General features: G+C 66.0%; 16 protein-coding genes and 1 tRNA gene. 9 read left to right on the top strand and 8 right to left on the bottom strand.

The window, feature by feature from the left end:
- The 6 genes from BM002_RS15970 to BM002_RS15945 all read right to left on the bottom strand — a co-directional run bounded on the left by BM002_RS15970 (position 1) and on the right by BM002_RS15945 (position 10402).
- Positions 1-1890 carry an SWIM zinc finger family protein gene (locus tag BM002_RS15970; RefSeq protein WP_092783530.1) on the bottom strand — a complete coding sequence of 630 codons (1890 nt, stop codon included), beginning with the start codon at positions 1888-1890 and terminating at the stop codon, positions 1-3.
- The gene (locus tag BM002_RS15965) at positions 1887-3005 is read right to left on the bottom strand and encodes a VWA domain-containing protein (protein ID WP_092783527.1); all 1119 of its coding nucleotides are present in this window, start codon (positions 3003-3005) and stop codon (positions 1887-1889) included. The genes BM002_RS15970 and BM002_RS15965 overlap by 4 nt, the downstream gene beginning before the upstream one ends.
- Positions 3002-5350: a DUF5682 family protein gene (locus tag BM002_RS15960; protein WP_092783524.1), complete on the bottom strand. Its 2349-nt coding sequence runs from the start codon at positions 5348-5350 to the stop codon at positions 3002-3004. The genes BM002_RS15965 and BM002_RS15960 overlap by 4 nt, the downstream gene beginning before the upstream one ends.
- Positions 5347-6450 carry an AAA family ATPase gene (locus BM002_RS15955; RefSeq protein ID WP_092783521.1) on the bottom strand — a complete coding sequence of 368 codons (1104 nt, stop codon included), beginning with the start codon at positions 6448-6450 and terminating at the stop codon, positions 5347-5349. Before BM002_RS15955 ends, BM002_RS15960 begins: the two co-directional genes overlap by 4 nt.
- Complete coding sequence (locus BM002_RS15950) at positions 6447-10106, bottom strand: DUF4132 domain-containing protein (RefSeq protein WP_175484935.1); 3660 nt, start codon at positions 10104-10106, stop codon at positions 6447-6449. Before BM002_RS15950 ends, BM002_RS15955 begins: the two co-directional genes overlap by 4 nt.
- A 219-nt stretch (positions 10107-10325) precedes the next feature.
- A tRNA-Arg gene (locus BM002_RS15945) sits at positions 10326-10402 on the bottom strand.
- 113 nt (positions 10403-10515) lie between these two features.
- On the opposite strand from BM002_RS15945, the gene BM002_RS15940 reads away from it, so the two are divergent.
- The 5 genes from BM002_RS15940 to BM002_RS15920 all read left to right on the top strand — a co-directional run bounded on the left by BM002_RS15940 (position 10516) and on the right by BM002_RS15920 (position 15536).
- Entirely contained in the window at positions 10516-11559 is a 1044-nt protein-coding gene (locus BM002_RS15940; protein WP_175484934.1) for a LacI family DNA-binding transcriptional regulator, read from the top strand.
- 84 nt (positions 11560-11643) lie between these two features.
- Positions 11644-12288, top strand: a complete 645-nt coding sequence (locus BM002_RS15935; RefSeq protein ID WP_092783516.1) for an FkbM family methyltransferase — start codon at positions 11644-11646, stop codon at positions 12286-12288.
- A gap of 3 nt (positions 12289-12291) precedes the next feature.
- Positions 12292-13431, top strand: a complete 1140-nt coding sequence (locus tag BM002_RS15930; protein WP_092783514.1) for a GSCFA domain-containing protein — start codon at positions 12292-12294, stop codon at positions 13429-13431.
- A complete protein-coding gene (locus BM002_RS15925) occupies positions 13428-14975 on the top strand; it encodes a glycosyltransferase family 2 protein (protein WP_092783512.1) in 1548 nt (515 codons plus the stop codon). Before BM002_RS15930 ends, BM002_RS15925 begins: the two co-directional genes overlap by 4 nt.
- A gap of 9 nt (positions 14976-14984) precedes the next feature.
- Positions 14985-15536 carry a class I SAM-dependent methyltransferase gene (locus BM002_RS15920; RefSeq protein ID WP_092783510.1) on the top strand — a complete coding sequence of 184 codons (552 nt, stop codon included), beginning with the start codon at positions 14985-14987 and terminating at the stop codon, positions 15534-15536.
- A 247-nt stretch (positions 15537-15783) separates the two neighbouring features.
- Here the strand turns inward: BM002_RS15920 and BM002_RS15915 are convergent, their stop codons facing one another.
- The gene (locus tag BM002_RS15915; protein WP_092783508.1) at positions 15784-17184 is read right to left on the bottom strand and encodes an L-serine ammonia-lyase; all 1401 of its coding nucleotides are present in this window, start codon (positions 17182-17184) and stop codon (positions 15784-15786) included.
- Between the two features lie 31 nt (positions 17185-17215).
- Positions 17216-18076: a lysophospholipid acyltransferase family protein gene (locus BM002_RS15910; protein WP_092783506.1), complete on the bottom strand. Its 861-nt coding sequence runs from the start codon at positions 18074-18076 to the stop codon at positions 17216-17218.
- 120 nt (positions 18077-18196) lie between these two features.
- Between BM002_RS15910 and BM002_RS15905 the strand changes: the two genes are divergently transcribed.
- Genes BM002_RS15905 through BM002_RS15890 form a run of 4 tightly spaced genes read left to right on the top strand, consistent with a single transcriptional unit; the run spans position 18197 to position 21086 of the window.
- The gene (locus BM002_RS15905) at positions 18197-18811 is read left to right on the top strand and encodes a lytic transglycosylase domain-containing protein (protein ID WP_092783504.1); all 615 of its coding nucleotides are present in this window, start codon (positions 18197-18199) and stop codon (positions 18809-18811) included.
- A gap of 27 nt (positions 18812-18838) precedes the next feature.
- Positions 18839-19498 carry a lysophospholipid acyltransferase family protein gene (locus BM002_RS15900; protein WP_092783502.1) on the top strand — a complete coding sequence of 220 codons (660 nt, stop codon included), beginning with the start codon at positions 18839-18841 and terminating at the stop codon, positions 19496-19498.
- A complete protein-coding gene (locus BM002_RS15895) occupies positions 19495-20430 on the top strand; it encodes a phosphatidate cytidylyltransferase (protein ID WP_092783500.1) in 936 nt (311 codons plus the stop codon). Before BM002_RS15900 ends, BM002_RS15895 begins: the two co-directional genes overlap by 4 nt.
- A complete protein-coding gene (locus tag BM002_RS15890; RefSeq protein ID WP_092783940.1) occupies positions 20430-21086 on the top strand; it encodes a CDP-alcohol phosphatidyltransferase family protein in 657 nt (218 codons plus the stop codon). The genes BM002_RS15895 and BM002_RS15890 overlap by 1 nt, the downstream gene beginning before the upstream one ends.
- Positions 21087-21107: the final 21 nt, after the last annotated feature.

The following is a 21107-nucleotide window of genomic DNA, read 5'->3' as shown; positions in this document are numbered from 1 at the left end:
TCAGGCCCGGTCGCCGAGGGCATTCTGCGCAAGCGCCAGAAGATAGGCCGTGGGAAGGGCCGTCGCGGCGGTTCCGTCCAGCGAGTCCAGACCCTCTGCGATGCGCGCCAACCCGATGGCGCGGGTCTGGTCGATGGGGCGAGGCGCGTTCGGGCGGGTCAGGCTTGCCAGCACCGCCTCTGCTGCGCGATCCAGCGCCAGACGGAGCGGGTCGGGCGGCGCAGGCGGGCGCGCAGCAGGCGCCGCGACCTTGTCCCGGATCCGGTCAACCAGCGCCGTCCAGCCGACCGGTTTGGGCAATGTGTCGAACTGCAGGACGTAATGTCCGGCCGCGCTACCCCCAAGCCAGAGGGACATCAGCCGCATCGCACCCCCCGGGGCCAGCGCCACCAGCCCCCGCGTCACGCGCCGGGTCAGCGGGTCGAGCAGCCGTGGGTCACTGAGCATATCGGTTGGCAAACGCAGGTCGACGGCCACACCCTCGGCATCCTGCCAGGTCCAGACCCACCGCTGCGCATAGGGATCGAAGACCGGCGCGTCGGTCGTCTTTGGCGTAAGCAGCAGCAGGGCTTCGCCCGGACGCTGGCGCAGGCCCCGACCCATCTGGGCGTCGAAGGCGGGTCGCAGGTCGGCCCAACTGGTGATGCCGGCCACCTCTCCCCCCTCGCCCGCGTCTGTGGCTTTCTGGGTCAGACCAAGGCCACCATCGGGGGCCAAAGCCGCATCCGGCAGATGCAAAAGGCGGCCCTTCATGCGGGACGGGGGCATCAGACCCCAGAGCGGCGTCGACCAGGATTGGCGCGGCTCGAACGTCAGATCGGTCCCGGCGGCGCGCGCTTCGGTGGCGCGGTGGATCGTGCCGGTCGCGGGGTTCACGAAGACGGAGGTGAGGCCGCGCGCCCCTGCGAGCGTCCGCCAGGATTCGCTCCCCAGATAGATCACATCCATCGGACCCGAGGGCGCAAAGCTGCGCGCCAATGTTCCGACCAGCGCCGGATCCTCGGGGTTGAAGCGCAGGGCCCGGGTCAGCGCGTGGGTGCGCCCCAGGGCCAAAAGCAGCTTTTCCGGCGTTTCGTCTGCCCGGCGCAGGGCCTCGTCGGTCATCCGTCGCGACAGGCCCCGCAGTTCCGCCGCAAGGCGCGGCACGGCCTCGGCGCGGGTCGAGATGGCAAGGGTGAAGAGGCGCGTCGCAGCCTGGGGCAAGGCCCCGGCGGACAGGGCGACCGCCGCTTCTCCCAAGGCCGCTTCGATCCGGTCCAGTGTCTGCGGATCGGCCCGGGCCGTCGCATTTTCGACGGTGACCTCGGGAAGGTCGCGCCCGCTTGCGCGGGCCAGAACCAAGGCTGCGGCGGCGACGGCCATGCGCGTCCGGCTGGCGCTCTTTCCCTTGTAGAGAGCCTGTTTCAAACCCAGGCCGACGGGAAAGGTCACCGTCTCTGCGGTCTCCGGAAAGGTGACGGCGCGGGTGGTGTCGCCCGTGATCTGCGCCGCCTCGCCGGTCAGGGCAAGCGCCCGGCTCCAGTCGGTGCCTGCGAACGTCTTGATGTCGGAAAATGGAAGCGTCGCGATGTCGATTACGTCGGGCACCTCGGTCGCCGACGGCGACGGTTCGCCGGTCGACGCAGGTGCCGTCATTCGAAGGGCAATGACCGCCGCAATCACATGGCGGCAGGGAAAGGGCGTCCCGCAATCGCAGCGCGCCGCGCGCAGGTCAGGGGCCGTCACGCTGACGGTCGCGCCCCCCGTCACCACTGTCGCGCCACCGTCGGAGCGATCCCGGATGGTGGCCGTCGCCGCGTCCTTGCCCGCGCGGATCACGATACCCTTGGAGACCAATCCGGTCAGCGCGGCCTCGTCCCAGGTGGCCAGCATCTGGGCGAGCGCCGTCACACCATCACCTCGGCCAGCCAATCGGCAAAGGCAGAGGGGGTGAGGGCCGCGACCTCCATGCCCAGGGCGGCCAGCTTGCCCGCCATGACCCGGTCGAAATCGGCGCGCCCGCTATCGTCGAGGGCGGCAATGCCCAGCATCTTCACCCGGGCCTCGGACAGGCGGGCGACCGTCGCCAGCAGGCGGCGCGGTCCGGCCCCTTCGTAGAAGTCCGAGATCAGAGCGACGACAGTGCGTGTCGGTTGCTCCACCAGCCCCTCGCAATAGGCCAGTGCCTTGCCGATGTCGGTGCCCCCGCCCAGTTGCACCGACAGCAGCAGCGCAAGGGGGTCGTCCAATTGATCCGTCACATCCACCACCGAGGTGTCAAACAGGACCATCTTGACCCGCACCCCCGGCAATCCCGCCAGAATGGATGCCATCAGTGCCGCGAAGATCAGGCTTTCGGTCATCGACCCCGACTGGTCGACGCAGAGGATGATGGTCCAGTCGAGGTGCCGCTTCTGACGTGCCATGAAACGCAGGCGATCGGCCACGATCCGCTGCCGTTCGGCATCCCAATTGGCGAGGTTTGCGCGGATGGTGGCGCGCGCGTCGAAGTTGTTGGCCGACTTCATCGGCGAGCGTTGGTGTCGGTTGCGCCGTCCGGTCAGGGACCGCATGACCTGCGTGCGCAGCTTTTGCAGGATCTCGTCGATGACGGCCTGCGCGATGCGGCGCAGCTCGGCCTGCATGGCCGGGTCGGCGCGGTCCTGAAACGACAGGAGCGTGCGCAGGGTCGCGGGGGAGGCTTCCAGATCCTCCCAGACCTTCGGGTCCTTCAGAAGGTCGGTCATCTGGTAGCGGTCGATCGCATCGGCCTTCAGCTTGTCGAACACCGTCTCGGGGAACAGGCTCCTGGCCTCGCCCAGCCAGTCGAGGGCCTTCATCCGCGTGGGGTCGAGGCTGGCCTCGCGCGGACCCGTCTCGATCCCGCGTTTTCCGTATTCGCGGCCATAGAGGTAGTCGAGTGCCGCGTCCCGGCGCTGGTCGCCCGTGCCCAGACAACCGCCCATCCGCCGGTCGGCATAGCGGCCCAGCATCAGACGCCAGCGTTCGATCGGGCTCCGGCTCATGCCAGACCGTCCACGCGCAATGCCTCGCCCAGGGCGCGGTCCAGCGCCATGCCGCGATGCAGGTCGGCTTCGGAGAACGACTGCCTTTGCCCAAGGGTCGCTGTGTTCTCGCCCAGGATCAGGGTCAGCTCTTCGGCAAGCCGGTCCGTCTCGTGCGGGTTGAGCGCGGTCAGGCTGCGCCGCAGGGACGGCAGCAAGGCGAGAAAGCCGTCGTCGTCGAGGGCGATCAGCGTGGCATTCGCGGCCTCCAGCACCGCGCGCGCCTGCCACAGAAGCATCGGTGCCGTGGTCAAGAGCCCGTCCAGAGCGGCTGCGCGGGCGTCCGGGGTGCCGCCGATGCCGCGCAGGCTGCCCGAAAGCAGCCGGGCGAGATCGCCATCGTCGCGCCGTCCCGCCCGCACCAGGAGGCCCATGACCGCCCCCATCAGGCGCGGCGGGCAATCCTCGGCCTGCAGGATGTCTTCCATCGCGGCATCGAAGCGGTTCCCCTCGAACCTGTCGGCATTCGGCCCACGCAGCACGCCAGCCAAGGTGCGCAAGGCCGCAATGGCCGGGTCCAATTCGTCATCGGGCCGGTCGGGCAGGTCGGCGCAAAGATAGACCAGCCGGTCGAAGGCGCGCCGGGCCAGCGCCAGCAGGTCGGGCGCGTCCGCATCGTGGAGCGGATCGCCCGGCGCGGCGGCCGCCTGAAGGCGGTCGATCATGGCGGCCAGACCGGCCAGATCGCCCGTGTTCGTGACGGACTCGGTCAATTCACCGACCATGGCCGACAGGCGCGCGCCCAACCCGGCGCGAAGCCCCGTGATGACGAGTGTCAGAAGGGCGGCGATGTCGTCACCCCGGCCCTGCTCGAACAGGGCTGCGCGGCGCGCCAGCAGGACGGCTCCGGCGGCCTGGGGCACGGTGGCGCCCTGGTGGGCCACGTCGATCAGCCGGCCTTCGACGAAGGGCGACCAGCCAATGTCCCATTCCTCGAACAGCAGGTCGACGCGACTGCCGGTGACGAAATCCGGACCGCTGGTCAGACTGGCAAAGCCTGTGTCCAGCAGGTTCATCTGGTGCAGGAATTGAGACGCGGCGCGATGCGCCGGTTTGCGGCGGATGTCGAGCTTGCGCGCCTTGCGGGTGCTGTCATCCAGGTCGATCCGGGCGCGACCGGCCCGGTCGCGGGCGTCGGCGACGATGGGTGGGCGTCCGGCGGCGCGGGGCGCGGTGCCAAGCCGCGTGCCCCGCAGAAAGGCGTGCAGGCCTTCGGTGAACGGCTCGCCCGGGCCCGCCTGCCCCTTGATGAGGGCGGTGCGCGCGCCGTCGAACAGATCGGGCAGAAGGGTCGCCGTCCGTCCCTTCATCGCGGCCAGCCCCTTGGCCATGGTCAGCATTTCGACCAGTTGCGGCTGTGCGATGCGACGCTTGGCGGCCTTCATGTGGGCGGCGAAATCGGTGCCCGTCTCAAGCAGAAGCGCATCCCAGTCGGGCGGCCCACCCTTCGCCTCGGCGGCGGCCATGGCGCGGGCATACCACGCGGGGTGGCGCAGGCCGGCGGCATAGCCGGACAAGGCGTCCAGCGCCTCTTCGCCGTAGGAAATCAGGTAGGACTCGGATGATTTGTCCGGTTTAGGGACTGAATCGCTGCCCTCGCCGATCAGGGCGGGGGTGTGAAAGCCGCCGGTCACGACGACCATGCGCTTGCCCGCGCAGGCGGCGATATGGGCGCGCATGGCGGCTTCGCGCGGACGCGTATCGTCGCCGTCGATCCGACCTTTCGGCGTGGTTTCGCGGATCGCGAGGCAATAGGCATGCACATCGGCAAAGAAACGACGCCAGTCGTCCTCGCCCAGCCGGACCTCGAACAGATGGTCCCAGAGTTCGTTGCCGTCGCGCAGGCCCAATCGCTGGCAACTGGCGGCGATGAAGGCGGCGGTGTCGAAGGGGTCTTCGGGTTGCGGGATCGGGCGCGCGTCGTCCTTGACGCGCGCGCCAGTGGCCAGGTCGATGAACCGCACTTCTGCCCCAAGGCGTGCGGCTTCGCGCAGGGCCATCAACTCGGGCGAAGTGTCTGAAAAGGGATAATAGGCCACGGACCGCCCGGCCTCTGCCTCGGGCCCAAGGGCGGCGATGGCGACGGGGGCCACGGTTTCGGGGTCGGTCAGGTGCGGGATATGTGCCGCGAGGTCGGCGGGCATCTCGATCAGGATGACCTCGGGCGCATGGTCCCGGATCATCGCGCGCAGCATCCAGGCACAGGCGGGCGAATGATGCCGGATCGGCGCAAAGAGACAGGTGCTTCCCCGCGTGCCGAACAACTCGGCCTCGGCCCTGTCGCGCGTGATGAGCGGTTCGGTCACTTGGCCGGATCTTGGGGCCCGAGGGCCGCCTGCGCCGCCTTGAAGAAATCGCGCCAGACTGCGGATTTCCCGGCCCGGTCGCGGGCGACGATGTCGATGTAGCTGCGGAACTTGCGCGCGTCCTCGGGGTCGTCCTTGAAGACCACGCCCTGCAACTGCCGCGCCAGATGACGGCCCGCGACGGCGCCCTGATCCAGATAGGTCGCGTCCAGCAAGGCGGCATGGGCCACATTGACCGACTCGGCCGTCGACATTACCGCCCTGGGGGCCGCAACGGTGGTGCCATCTTCCAGCCGCCCGCGCCGCAGATCGCGAAACACGGTCACCAGGAGGTCGAGCACGTCGGTATCGGCAGCGGGCGCGCCCGGGTGATCGGCCATGCGTTCGGCGACCTGACGCGCGACCAGATCCCTTTCGAAGGCGGCATCGGCGATGGGATGCACCGTCTCGAAGTTGAAGCGCCGTTTGAGAGCGGACGACATGTCATGCACGCCGCGGTCGCGCAGGTTCGCCGTGGCGATCACGTTGAAACCGGGGCGGGCGCGGTATTCGACGTCCGACCCCAGTTCGGGCACGGTGATCGTCTTTTCGGACATCAGGGAGATCAGCACATCCTGCACCTCGGGGGCGCAGCGGGTCAGCTCCTCGACCCTGACGATCTGACCGGCCTGCATCGCCTGAAGGACTGGCGACGGGACCATGGCGCGCGGCGACGGCCCTTCGGCCAGCAGCAGGGCATAGTTCCAGCCATAGCGCAGGTGATCTTCGATGATCCCGGCGCTGCCCTGCACCACATTGGTGGACCGCCCCGAGATGGCGGCGGCCAGCAGTTCGGACAGCAGGGACTTGGCCGTCCCCGGCTCCCCCACCAACATCAGGCCCTGACGCCCCATCAGCGAGACGATGCAGCGGTCGACCAGGGCGTCGTCGCCCACGAACTTGGGCGCGATGTCGAGCGATGGATCGCCCGTGATGAAGCGCCGTACGGCGCGCGGGGTCAGGTGCCACCCCGTCGGGCGCGGGCCATCGTCCGCGGCAAGACGCGTCAATTGGTCGGCGAAATCCGTCTCGGCGGCCTGACGGAGGGTCTGTTCTGTCATGTATAGAGACCTTTCTTGCGCCAATCGGCATCGAACGATCCGACGGCGGCGATATCGTGCAGGTCGTTCCAGCATTCCGACAGCAGCAGCGGTGGCACGTCCCCCAGTTTCATGATGCGCGCCTTCTGACGGAACTGCATCGACATGATGGCCACGGGGATGTTGTCTTCGGGAACGTAGCTGCCGGTGAATTGCAGCTCGGCCACGATGCCCGCGCTGCGGAAGGTCTTGGAATAGTCCTGAAAGCTCGCGCCATCCTCGACCGAGCCGCGATCGTAGCCCAGCTTGCCGGTTGCCGACCGCAGTTTGAGCGCCTCCATCAACCAGCCTTCGCGGTCGGTGATGGCGGTCAGCGCGCGCTGGTCCGGGGTCAGGTCGTGGACTGGGCGGGTCAACTGCGCGAACAGCGGCGTCACCTCGAAATCCTTGATATGCTCCAGCCAGGCCGCGCGGGCCTCGGCGTCCATGGTGGCGGAATGGGCCAGGTCGATCCGTACCGCCGCGTCAAGGTCGACATCGTCGCCCGCCGCATCGAAGAGATCACCTTCGGGCGTGGGGCGAAATGCGGCGATGGGGGTGCCGTCTTCGGCCAGCGCACGCCAGACCAGACGTTCGGTCAGACGCGCCATGATGGGATGCGCGTTCAGGTCGTTCTGCCAGTCGTCACGCGTCCAGGTGCGCCCGGCCATCATCGCTTCGTAGAGGCGCATCCGCTGCTGATCGGTGACGGTCTTGATGGTCTTCTTGAGACCCGAAAGCAGCGATTTCGCCTCTTTGGTGGCGGCATCCTTGCCGGCGGGCAGGGATTTGACCTCTTTCCCGGCCGGATTGGTGATCCGCACGGCCAGGTCGCTGTCGAGACGGATGGTATAGGTCTTGAGCTCCTCTCCGACCTCTAGCTCCATCGCGCCGCCGTCTTCCAGCCCGCCCGACGGGATCGACCTGTCGGCCAGTTCGTCGGCGGTCCAGCCGCGATCTTCGGCCAGCGCCGTGACCAGCGTTTCGGCCATCTCTCGGACCGAACGTTGCTTGAAGCGGGTGGATGTTGCGACCAGAACCTGGATCGACTCGGACGTACCGGCAGAGGCCAGAACCTCGATCATGGCCTTGGCCTGCGAGACGCGCTTGCCGTGATCCTTGAGGTAGGCCGAGCAGATCCTGGCCATAACGGCGGGCGTCGCGCGATGGGTCATCGCCAGCAGACCCTTGGTGTCGCTTCCCGAATTGGGATAGCTCTGCATCTGGTAGCGGACCAGCATCGCCACGATTTCGTCGAGCGGCTTGTCTTTGTAGTATGTGTATTGCGACTGGTATTGCTGCGCCATCGGCAGGACCGCCGCGCGCATTTCGGCCAGCGAGTCGCGGAAGGTGTCATAGCCGATCCAGCTGGTCAGCAACCAGTTCGCAAAGGCCTCTGCGTCGCCCTTATCCAGTTGGTCGAGGTAGAGGTTGAACAACGCCCCGTCGCCCGGCGCCTTGAGCTTGACCGCCAGTTTCGTCCAGGCGTCGATCACCACCGGCTCGACCGTGGCCCCATCGCGCCAGCGCAGGCCGGGGGCCTGATCGAGGGGCAGCCAATCGAGCTTGCCGCCGGGCAGTTTGGTGGCCAGCTTCTCGGCTTCGGCGACCAGTGCCTTGCGGCTCAGGTAGGGCGTGGTGTCGCCGCCAAGATCGGCCACCGCGGAGATCATCGCGGCGCGGGCGGTTTCCGATTTCTCGGCCTTCAGGCGCTTGACGATTGCGGGCAGCGCGGATTTGGCCCCGCGCTGCGCCAGGAAGGATGCGGCGTTCGCGCGCACGGCCTGTCGCTTGTCGGTCAGCGCCTCCGAAATGGCCTCGTCCAGACCCGGCTGTTTGGCCAGAACGGCGCGCGCCCGGTCGCGGGCCACTCGACTGTCGCCCAAGGCCACGAAGAGGATCGGCTGGACGAATTGCGCGGGCAGGGCGGGAAGCAGTTGCAGCATCGCAATCGCCCCCGCGTTGGCCTGCGCATTCAGGTTCTGCGGCGGCAGGGCATCGGCGATGACGTCGAGGTGTTCGGCGATGGCGGGCCAGCAGGGCTCCTTGCCGAAGCTCTGTTCCAGGGATTGGGCGGTCCAACTGCCGGTCTGCGCCGATCCGCCGATCCAGACCCGGGCGAAATCGGCCGCCGCCGGGGTCTTGACCGGGATGAGATAGTCGCGGCTGCGATACTGGATCGAAGCCTGGCCCGCGCCATTCAGCAAGTCGCGCAGATCCAGGGTTGCATCGCGCATCCGGTCGCCGATCCAAGTGGTCATCGGGGTCGATTGCCATTGTTCGAAGATGCGGTCGAAATCGTGCAGGCTGGCGAGACAGATCTGCATCGCTCGGTCCGTCGGCGCGCGCGACAGCGCCTCGGAAATCCAGCCGTGATAGGCGTTCGGCAGATAGCTGATCTGGACCGCGTCCCGATTTTTGGAATTTACATAGGGCGTGACGGGGCGCTCCCCATTGAAGACGTCGATCAGGTCACTGGCGCGCTTGACGGGCCGCACCACATGGGGTTTGTGCCCGGCCTTGACCCGGTTCGCCTCGTGCTCGCGCTGGCTGGCCTCAAGCTTTGCATCGATGGCCGACAGGATGGCCAGGTCGTCCTTGCCGAAGGGTTTTCCGTCGCCCTTGGGCAATGCGCGGCGTGCGGGGATTTCGACCGTGCTGCCGTCTGCGGCGATGTATCCGACGGCCGGATCGACCCCGGCGGTTTGGGCGACCGCAGATGTGCCGAGGAACTGATCGATCAGAAGTTGAACCGCTTGGGTCTTCTCGATCTCGCGCCGCGCCCGAAGCGCATCCATCGCCGTGTCGGTTCCCAATTCCCCCAGCATCTGCGCCGCCGAAGTGCGCAAGGCGGCCTTGCCCGAAGACGCCAGCGGCACCACGCGGTCGGTGACCGTGCCCGCATCCTGGGTCAGCAGGGCCGCGCGGGCCGCATCGCGGACCTTTTGCGATCCGGATTCCAGCCCGCCAAGCAGGAAATCGAGATAGGCCGGGTCGGACGCGATCTTGCGCCAGGTCATTGCCTTGATGGCGTTCGCGAGGGTGTCGGCCTTGTGACGGGTCAGCCCCGCGATGACCTCGGTCGCGGGGAGGGAGAGCGCGAATTGCTCGAGCGCGTCACGGTCCCGGAAGAACGCCGTCATCACCGACCAACTCGATCCCATGACGTGATCGACAAGGTCCGCCGGACGACCGCCGAGCATCGCGATCAGCTTCAGCAAATCGTCCGCCGACAGCCGTGTCGTCGATATATTGCCGGGGGCCCGCGAGACCTGTCCCACCGTCTGGATCAGCGACTTTACCAGGTCTGGCATGTCGTCGGATCCCCCGGCGTAAAGCGTCACATTCAAGAAGTCGGTCAGCGCCAGAACCTTGACGTAGCGCGCCGCGATGTCGAGGTTTTGCGCCCCGTCCAGCACGAAGGCCCTCCGGCCCTGAGCGGCCTTGGGATCACCATAATGCGCCACGTAGCCGCCGCCCTGTATCTTGGCGGCCCGTGCCTTCAGGATGGCTTGGGATTGTGCATCAAGACTGGCGATCACCGTCGCGGGCTCGCCGGTCAGGATGTAGGACACGGTCTTGACGGTCAGGTCGGCTTCCACCTTGTCGAGATATTCGATCTCCTTGGCGATCCGCATGTCAGTCTTCGGTCCGTCCCCCGATCCGAAGATCCGTTTGAGCCAACCGCCCGCCTTCCCAGTGTCCGCCATAATCGATCCTCTCTCGATACTTCGGCGACGCTAGCGGCCTGTCGTGCAGGGTGGAAGGCTCAAATATGGCGGAAGCCGTGCGGAGGGATGGCCAATTGCCGGCTGGCCCGTCGATTGAACAGGTCACACGAACGAAATGGGGCTGACTGGTGATCCCGGCAGGACTTGAACCTGCAACCTATCCCTTAGGAGGGGATTGCTCTATCCAGTTGAGCCACGGGACCCCGCCGTGGTCATAGGCCGTTGCGCGCGCCTTGTCACCCGCCTTGCAACCCGTCGGTGTCGGTCATCTCTGGCGCAAGGTCGCCAAAAGGCTTAGCTTCCGCAGCGACAGGCAATGCCCGGAGTGCGACGGTTGGTGCGACCCCCAAACAGACATCTGACACTGCGCGACGTGTCCGAGGAATCGGGCGTCAGCGAAATGACCGTCAGCCGTGTCCTGCGCAATCGTGGCGACGTCAGCGACAAGACCCGTGCCAAGGTGATCGAGGCGGCCAAGCGCCTGGGATATGTCCCCAACAAGATCGCGGGCGCGCTGGCGTCGAACCGGGTCAACCTTGTGGCCGTCATCGTGCCAAGCCTGTCGAACCTGGTCTTCCCCGAGATGCTGGCCGGTGTGGACGAGGTGCTGGCGACGACGTCGCTGCAACCGGTGGTCGGCACCACCAGCTATGACCCCGCCAAGGAAGAGAAGACCCTGTTCGAGATGCTGTCCTGGCGTCCGTCGGGTGTCATCATCGCGGGCCTCGAGCACACCGACGCAAGTCGCGCGATGCTGGCCAATTGCGGGGTGCCCGTGGTCGAGGTGATGGATGTCGACGGCGACCCGGTCGATGCCGCCGTGGGGATCAGTCATTGGCGCGCCGGTTATCAGGTCGGGACCGAAATCGCGGAGCGCGGCTATTCGCGGGTCGGCATCCTGGGCACCAAGATGGACGGGGACCACAGGGCACGCAAACGCATCGAAGGGCTGGAGCGGGCCTTGTCCGAGGCCGGGATCGGTGTCGCGGACCAGATGGCCTATTCCGGACTGTCGGGCTTTGCCAAGGGACGCGAGATGACGGCCGCCATGCTGGAGCGGACCCCGGACCTCGACTTCCTGTTCTACACCAACGATCTGACCGGGGCGGGCGGGCTGCTCTATGCCTTGGAAAAGGGTCTGGATGTGGGGGGAAACCTGGGCCTTGCCGGGTTCAACGCCTTCACCCTCCTGGACGGTCTGCCGCGCAAGCTGGCCACCGTCGACAGCCGCCGCCGCGAGGCGGGTCAGGTGGCCGCGCGGATCATCGCGGGCGATCATGTCTTCGACAGCGACGACCGGCGGGTCGAACTGGTGCCGACGTTGCTGCCGGGTGACACCATGCGCGACCGCTTGGCGTAGGCCCGCGCCTTCGCTATGATCGTGGGGCGCGGGCATTGAACGATCCGCAACCAAAGCAGCGACCGCACCACGGGGAGCAGACCCATGGCAGTTCCAGACAAGTTGCAGGCCGGCTATCTTCGCCGGTACGATTTTACCGCGCCCGTCATCATCGACGTGGGCGTCCTGAACGGCACACCGTTCCTGTACGACGCTTTCCCCGACCGAAAGTTCCTGCTGATCGACCCGCTGGAGGAAAGCCGCGCGGCCGTTACTGCCGCCTGGTCGAAGCTGGATTTCGACTTTCACGTCACGGCCCTGGGCGCGCGCAAGGGCAGTGTCGAGCTGGAGCTGGAACCGGGGCGTCTGGCCCGGACGTCCGGCGGGCGGCGGATTGACGCCGTCGAGGTGCTCGAGCGCCGAAAGGTTCCCGTCAGCCGTCTCGATACGATTACCGATGGGATCGAAGGGCCCTTCGGCCTGAAGATCGACACCGAAGGTCACGAGCTCGAAGTGCTCAAGGGCGCGACCCGCACCTTGAAACGTTGCGAGTTCGTCATCGCCGAAGTCTCGATCAAGAAGCGGTTCGAGGGCGGCTATCGGTTTTCGGAGGTGATCGCGTTCATGGCATCGCAAGGTTTCGAAGTGCATAGCTTCCTGAGCGGTCTGACGCGGGCGCCGCGCATGTCGGATGTGCTCTTCATTCCGGCCGATAGCCCTCGTTTTGACATGGTTTCGAAGGATGCGTGAGACATGAACAAGAAAGCCTCAGCCAAGACCTTCAACTTCCAGCATACGCGCAAGGAAGGTGTCTTTCGCACGTGGTTCCGTGGCGAACACACGAACTTCAACCCCGATTTCGAGAAGATGGCCGAAGCCGACGCCGCCCTGAAATGGGTGACCGAAGGCTGGCAGCCGGCCACCCGGATGGTGACGCCGTCCACCAAGATCACCGCCTTCGGGTCGTGTTTCGCGGCCAATATCTCCAATTGGCTGGCGGGCCGGAATTACAACATCCTGACGCGTGACGAGGGCTCCAACGCCTATGTCGTCAAGTGTGGCGAAGGGATGGTGAACAGCTTCGTCATCCGCCAGCAGTTCGAATGGGCCTTCGAGGGCAAGAAATTCGAAGAGGACCTGTGGCACGGCTATGAGGCCGAAAGCTATGGCTATGACGAGGATATCCGTCAGCAGACGCTCGACATCTTTTCCAAGACCGACCTGTTCATCCTGACGTTCGGCCTGTCGGAGGTCTGGTATGATGAGGTGACGGGCGGTGTCTTCTGGCGGTCGATCCCGCAGGAGGCCTATGACCCCGCGCGTCACAAGTTCCGCGTGACCACCGTCGAGGAAAACAAGGACAACATCCGCGCCATCTACGATCTGATCCGCAAGCATCGCCCGGATGCCAAGATCATCACCACCCTGTCGCCTGTCCCGCTGATCGCGACGTTCCGGCCCGTCAGCTGCATCAGCGCCAATTCGGTCAGCAAGGCCGTGCTGCGCGTGGCCCTCGATGAATTGATGCGCGAGTTGGGGGACGAGGGCTATCTGCACTACTGGCCCAGCTACGAGATCGTGACGGATGTCTTCCATTCGCCTTTCAAGCAGGACCGCAGGCATCTGCCCCGCGCGGTGCTCGATTTCATCATGATGTTGTTCGAACAGGTCTGGTGCGAAAAGCAGCCGACGGACGAAGAGATGCTCCGCCACTGGATCGCCGCGCTGTCGTCGGCGGGAATGGTGTCAGACCGGCTGGAAGCGGCAGTGCGCGATGACAGCCTGGCCGCGCTCAAGCGGATCATGAGCAAACGCAAAGTCGCCCGTCACCCCGAAGCCGAGGCGGCGATCCGCGTGCAACTGGAACGCCTGGAAGGGATGCTGAAGGGGTGACCATCCTGCGCGACAATGCCCGGTCGACGATGGATCTTCTGCCCAAAGGCGGCAGCGGAGCGGAGGTCGGAACGAACAAGGGGCGCTGGACCCGGTGGCTTGCCGAGGTTGCCGTCCCGACCAGCCTGACCCTGATCGACCCCTGGGCCGAAGACGAGGCGCAGGACAGCCGACCCCACGCCTTTGTCGCCCCGCAGGAAGAGCGGGATGCCGACCATGACGCCATCCGCGCCGCCTATCCCGAGGCGACCATCCTGCGCAGCGGGTCCACCGATGCGTTGACGATGATGCCGGATGCGACGCTCGACTGGATCTGGCTGGACGGCAACAAGCAGTACGACGTGATTCTGGCCGATCTGGAACAGGCCGCCCGTGTCGTGCGGCCCGGTGGCGTGATCGCCGGGGGCGGTTGGCATTGGGGTGTTGAACTGGGCCGCCCCGTGCGCGAGGCGGTGTCCGATCTCGCCGCCCGGATCGATGGTGCGGAGGTCGCGCAGCAGGGGCAATTCTGGTCGCTTCAGTTGCCCGAAAGCGTGAGCCTTCGGCCCCGCCCGACCGAGGAGCGGTTCCTCATCATCTCGACGATGAAGAACGAGGCGCCCTATATCCTCGAATGGGTCGCGCACAATCGGGCCATCGGCTTCACCGATTTCCTGGTCTTCACCAACGATTGCGATGATACGACCGACGCGCTGCTCGACCGGCTGGAGGCGCGGGGCATTCTGACCCATCAGGTCAATACCGTTCTGAAACGCGGTCCGCACAAGTCGGCGCTGCGCTGGGCCAAGGATCACGTGCTGCGTCACAAGGCGACCTGGATCCTGATCACGGATGTCGATGAATTCATCAACGTGCGGTCCGCCGATGGCACAATCCAGGGTCTGCTGGCCGACTTGGGGCCCGAAACCGATGTGGTGAGCTTTCCGTGGAAATGCTTCGGCAATGGCGGGATCGAGCCGTTCCGCGACAAGCCGCTGACCGCGCAATTCACCGTTTGCGAGCCGGTGCCGCGTCGGGGCGGGCGCAAGTCGCGCGATGTGAAGACGCTCTTCCGCAATCCGGACGCGATGTATCATTTCGGCCTGCACCGCCCCCGCGTGAAGGACGAGTGGAAGGACCGCATCGTCTGGAAATCGCCGTCGGGCGAGGACATCAGCGCGCGGATGAACAAGGGTCAGAGCTGGCTGATGAAGTGGGATGGCTGTCAGGAGACGGCTTATATGCACCATTACCCCCTGCGTTCGCTCGAGGCGTATATCCTCAAGAAGAACCGCGGCCGCGCCAACCACGTGGGCGAGGATCTGGGGCTGGACTACTGGGACAAGTGGAACATGACCGGCGGGCGCGACAAGACGCTGGTCGATGGCGCCCCGGGATTTGCCGAGGCGCTGGCCGATCTGCGCTCCGACCGGGCTACGCGGCAGCTGCACAAGCAGGGGGTCGCCTGGCATCGGGCGCAATTCGCCGAATTGATGGAGGATGCCCGGTACCGGGACCTCTGGGATGAACTCAAGACCAGAAAAACGGCGAAATCGGACGCCTGAGGGGGCAAAATGGCAGGAAAACGTGATGAGACCCGGCGCAACATGCTCGAAGCCCTGCCCAAGGGCGGGATCGGGGCAGAAGTCGGTGTCTGGGAGGGTCGGTTCAGCGAGGTGATCCTGGAGGTCTGTGAACCGACGAAGCTGCATCTGATCGACCCGTGGGAATACGATCCCCGGTTCAACAACACCGGCTTCGGGCGAAAGAAGAACGCCGACCGGATGCCGGAAATGCACGAGATGGTGGCCGAGAAGTTCGCGGGCGACGACCGCGTCGTTCTGCACCGCGCCACTTCGCAGGAGGCATTGCTGGAGATGGACGATGCCAGCCTCGACTGGGTCTATATCGACGGCAACCACAACGAGCCGTTCATCGGCATGGATCTTGCGCTGAGCGTGAAGAAGGTGAAGCCCGGCGGCGTGATCGCGGGGGACGACTATCACTGGAACGATGGCAACGGCACGCCGGTCAAGGACGCCGTGGCCAAGCAGATTGCCAAGCTGGGCGATGCCGCCACGCTCGAAGTGATGGGCCAGCAATACATCATCCGTCTTTCCAACTGACAGGTCGGATGCCTCCGGCGGGAGTATTTTCAAAGCAGAGAAGCCGCCATTAACCTTAACGCAACCCTGCGATGGGTAGGGTCGGGATGCGGTACAGGCTGGAGAGCCGATGACCGCAAGCGGAGAAGCCCCTCGTCACCCGGACTTGCGGCGGGCGAGGGGTGGACCGGCTTTCTCTGCTTTCCAAATACTCTCGCCGGAGGCAGTCCTCAGCCTGCGTGACGATACGGCTCTGAACCGGACGTCATCAGCACTCCGGCAGGTTGACGGCCAATCCACCCTGGCTCGTTTCCTTGTATTTCTCGGACATGTCGCGCCCGGTCTGGCGCATGGCTTCGATGCAATTGTCGAGCGGCATGAAATGCGTGCCGTCCCCGCGCAGCGACAGGGACGCCGCCGAAACCGCCTTGATCGCGCCCAGGCCATTGCGTTCGATACACGGCACCTGGACCAGCCCCGCGGCCGGATCGCAGGTCATGCCGAGATGATGTTCCAGCGCGATTTCGGCGGCATTCTCGATCTGTGCATTGGTGCCCCCAAGGGCTGCGCAGAGGCCGGCGGCCGCCATGGCCGCCGCGCTGCCCACCTCGCCCTGGCAGCCGACTTCCGCGCCCGAGATCGATGCATTGTGCTTGATGAGGCCGCCCACGGCGGCAGCGGTCAGAAGGAAGGTCCGGATCCCTTCGGCATGGGCGCCGACGCAGTGGTCGCGGTAGTAACGGATGGTTGCGGGCACCACGCCGGCCGCGCCATTGGTTGGTGACGTCACGACCTTGCCACCGGCCGCGTTCTCTTCGTTGACGGCCATGGCATAGACGCTCAGCCAATCGTTGACGACATGGGGTTGCGCGAGGTTGCGGCCCGCTTCGTCCAGAAGTTGCCGGTGGATCGCCCGGGCCCGCCGCTTGACGGACAGGCCACCGGGCAGGATCCCCTCCTGTGCCAGACCCCGGTCGATGCAGCCGTCCATCGCCGACCAGATGCCGTCGATTCGGGAGCCGAGGTCGCTCTCGGGTGTCAGGACGCATTCGTTGCGCCATTTCATCTGGGCGATGGTCAGCCCGGCTTTGGACCCCATGGCGAGCATTTCGGCGGCGGAACCGAAGGGAAAGGGAAAGCCCGCTTCGGCCTTGGCGGCATGCAGATCGGGGGGCAGGGTCAATTCCCGCTCGGTCACGACAAAGCCGCCGCCGACCGAATAGTACGTCTCCTGCATGTGCAGGTTTCCCGCGCCGTCGAAGGCGCGCAGCACGATCCCGTTGGCGTGCCCCTCCAGCGGTGGACCCCAATCGAAGACCACGTCCGATGCAGGGTCGAAGCGCAGCGGCGGCAGGCCTTCGGGGTTGAGCGTCAAGCTCTCGTTCAGGGTGGCCAGGGTCGTCTCGGCGGCATCCATGTCGATCGTCGCCGCCTCGAACCCCAACAGGCCCAGACAGACGGCGCGGTCGGTGGCGTGGCCCTTGCCGGTCCAGGCGAGCGAGCCGTGGAGCGTCGCGGTGACATGGGCCGGGGCACCAGACCCGGGTTCGGGATCAGCCCCGCCGCGCAGTGCGCCCAGAAACCGGGCGGCGGCGACCATCGGTCCCATCGTATGGGACGAGGAGGGGCCGATGCCGGGCTTGAAGATATCGAAGATGCTCAGGAACATGGGATACTCCGCGCGCCGCGTCAGTCAACGGTCACCGTTCGGGATAGCGCTTCCACCGTCGGTGAAGCCAGTGCCATTGCGACGGATACCGCGTCACCCACGACCCGAGGCGCGCATTGTAGGCGGCCATCATCGTCTGCGCGTCGCTGTGCGGGATCGGGTCTTCGAAGATGATGCGCAGGGCTCCGTCCTCTTCGGGGGCGAAGGCCGGAACCAGCAGAAGGTCGTAGCGCAGCGCAAGTTCCGCTGCCCCGAGTGATGTCATGGCCGGATGCCCCAGAAAGGGGATCAACACACCGTCATCCGCCGCCTGATCGGGGAGCAGCGCCATGAAGCCGCCGTCGCGGATGTGGGCAAGCATCTGGCGATAGCCCGCGCGGCCCTTGGGGATGATGGGCTGGCCGCCCAATTCGATGCCATCGCGAAAGATCGGCTCGTAATAGGGGTTGTTGTTGGGGCGATAGATCGCGCCCGTCTCCATCCCCTCGCGGCGCAGGATATGGCGGATTGCCTCCCACTGGCCGAAATGCCCCGACACGATGATGGCGCCCCGTCCCGCCGCATGGGCGTCGCGCAGGGCGGCAAGGCCGGGCCCTTCGGCGGGTTGGTTGGCGAGGGATCGGGCGAAGTCGGCGTTGAACCAGATGCCGGTCAGACTGCGCCCGACATTGCGCCCGACCGCTTGCACCATCGCGGTCCGGTCGGAATTGGACATGTCCGGAAAGACGAGGTCCAGATTGTCCAAGATTCGGCGGCGCAGGGGCGTGAGCCGGACCACGGCCGCGCTCACCTGACCGATGATGGCACGTCGCCACGCCAACGGCATCAGGCGGGCAAGGGCCAGAAGACAACGCAGGAACGCGCCCTGAATCCAGTAGATTGTCCGTCTCATCCGACCGGGGTGGCGCAGTCGACCACCGGTTGCAAGCGCGGGACTCCGCCGATGCGCGAAAGAAGGGTCCCCAGAATGCGATTTTTGGGTTAACCGCGCAAAAAAAGACCGAGGGATCACATGTTCCGTTTTCTACTGCCGCTTGCGTTCGTCCTTGCCGCCTGCGGGGGGCCGACGATCGCGCCCGAAACCACACCTGCATTCCAGGCGGCCTCTGCGCCCGTGCTTTATCCGGGCGAGACGCCCGAGATGCGGCGCCTCGTGAACAAATGGGCGGACTACTACAATATCCCGCGCAGCCTGCTGCACCGGGTGATCCAGCGCGAGAGCGACTATCGTGCCGGGGCGCGCAACGGTCCGTACTGGGGCATCATGCAGATCCTGCCCGCGACCGCGCGGAACATGGGGATGGTCGGCGGGCCCGAGCAGCTCCTCGACGGCGATATCGGGCTGAAGTATTCGGCGCGCTATCTGCGGGGGGCCTGGATGCTTTCGGGGGGCAGCGAGGACGTCGCCGTGTCGTGGTATGCCAAGGGCTACTACTACGAGGCGCGGGATCGCGGGCTGTTGCAGGAGACCGGCCTGCGCGGGAACCTCTGGCAGCGCTATGACGCGGGCGAAGCCAAGATGCCCCGGATCGACGAGAAGGGCCGTCTTCTGCCGCAAGTGGCCGAGGTGGAGTGTGTCTCTCCGACCGGTATCGGGCGTCTCCTGCGCGAGGATACTTGTTCCTGATCATTCCCGACCGCTAGGGTCGGCGCGATGACGAACCGCCTCTCTGCTCCGTTGACCGAACTGGCCGCCACGCTTTGCGCGGGCGGGATCGAGGTCTTTGCCCGCCTGGTCACTGCCGTGCGCGCCGAATGGGTCGGGGTGGAACCCGTTCCGGGCAAGCGGGTCTATTACGCCAACCATTGCAGCAACGGCGATTTCGTCCTGATCTGGACGGTGTTGCCCGACCCCCTGCGCCGGGCGACGCGGCCGGTGGCGGGGGCGGATTACTGGACTGCGACGAAGCTCAAGCATTTCATCGGGCGCGACGTGTTCAACGCCGTTCTGATCGACCGGACGGGCGAAGGCCCGCGCGAACGCCCGGTCGAGTTGATGTCCGAGGCGCTGGACGAGGGGTCGTCCCTGATCCTGTTCCCCGAAGGCACGCGCAACCTGACCGATGCGCCGCTTCTGCCGTTTCGGACCGGGCTGTTCCATCTGGCCGAGGCCCGCCCCGAGGTCGATTTCGTGCCCGTCTGGATCGAGAACCTGAACCGCGTGATGCCAAAGGGCGAGGTCGTGCCGATCCCTCTCTTGTGTCGTGTCCGATTTGGCGCGCCCCTGCGGATCGAGATCGGCGAAGACCGGGACGCGTTCCTGACCCGGACGCGCGACGCCCTGCTGGCCATGTCGCCGGAGGCTGCGAAATGATCCCCGATCTTGTGACGCTTCTGTTGTGGATCGGGGTGATCCTGATCGTGGCCTCGGTCGTCGGGCGGGTGTTGCGCATGCGCCTATCGCCCAATGGCGAGAACGAGGGGATCGAGAATCTGGTCGCCCGCATCCGTGCCTGGTGGGTGATGGTCATCCTGATCGCCGTCGCGTTTCTGGCTGGGCGGACCGGCGTCGTCATCCTGTTCGCGCTGTGCAGTTTTGCGGCCCTGCGCGAATTCCTGACGCTGACCAATGCGCGCCGGGCCGATCACTGGTCGCTGGCCGGGGCGTTCTTCGTGGTGATCCCGTTTCAGTATCTGATGGTCTGGGCCGGGCAATACGGCATCTATTCGATCTATATCCCCGTCTATGTCTTCCTGCTGATGCCGATCATCAGCGCCCTGCGCGGCGAGACGCAGGGCTTCCTGGTCGGCGTGGCGGAAATCCAGTGGGCGCTGATGATCACTGTCTTCTGCGCCAGCCATGTGCCCGCCCTCCTGACGCTTGAGATCGAGGGGTATGAGGGGCGTGGCGTCTTGCTGATCGCCTTCCTGATCGTCGTGGTGCAGCTGTCGGACGTGCTGCAATACGTCTGGGGCAAGCTGATCGGGAAGACGAAGATCGCGCCCCGGTTGTCGCCGTCAAAGACGCTTGAGGGGTTTCTGGGCGGCATCCTGTCGGCCACGGCCATCGGGGCCATGCTCTACTGGATCACGCCCTTCACCCCGGTTCAGGCGGCGGCAATGGCCTTCGTCATCACGATCATGGGCTTCTTTGGCGGCCTTGTGATGTCGGCGATCAAGCGCGACCGGGGCGTCAAGGATTGGGGCCACACCATCGAAGGGCACGGCGGTTTCATCGACCGGCTTGATTCGGTGGTGTTTTCGGCGCCGATCTTCTTTCACCTCACCCGCTATTGGTGGACCTGATGGAGAATCGCCGCCCTCTGGCCAGCCGTCAGACCGGTTGGGCCGCTTTCGTCACCCGGCGTCTTGCCGCGACCTCGATCACGCCCAATCAGGTGTCGGGATTCAGCGTTCTGGCCGCCGCCCTGGCCGGGCTGGCCTTTGCCGCCGTGGATTGGGTCGATGGCGGTGCGGAATTGCTGGTTCTGGGCATCGGGGCCGCCTGCGTTCAGCTACGGCTGCTCTGCAATCTTTTCGACGGCATGCTGGCCGTCGAGGCGGGGCGCGGATCACCCACGGGGGCCTTCTGGAACGAGGTGCCGGACCGGCCCGCCGACATGCTGATTCTGGTGGGGGTAGGCATCGGAGCGGGGGTGCCCTGGCTGGGTTGGGCCGCCGCCGCGCTGGCCGTCTTCGTGGCCTACCTGCGTGCCTTCGGCCAATCGCTGGGTCAGGCTGCGGATTACCGAGGGCCCATGGCAAAGCAGCATCGCATGGCCATGGTGACCGTCGCCGCCGTCGCGGGCATAGTGCTGAGTCCCTGGATGGCCCCCGCGACGCTGCTGGCGCTGGCGCTCTGGCTGATCGTGGCGGGCAGCGGGGTGACCGCAGCGCGGCGCGGCATGGCCATTCGGGACGGTTTGGCACAGGCATCCGCAGGGCCGGACGGATCGGCCTGAGCCGGTCTGACGCCATCGGTC

The sequence above is a fragment of the Jannaschia pohangensis genome, from assembly GCF_900113875.1.
In the GTDB taxonomy this organism is placed as follows: Bacteria; Pseudomonadota; Alphaproteobacteria; order Rhodobacterales; family Rhodobacteraceae; genus Jannaschia; species Jannaschia pohangensis.
The sequence above is the reverse complement of the archived record's forward strand: the minus strand, read 5'-3'. Positions and strand labels throughout refer to the sequence as shown.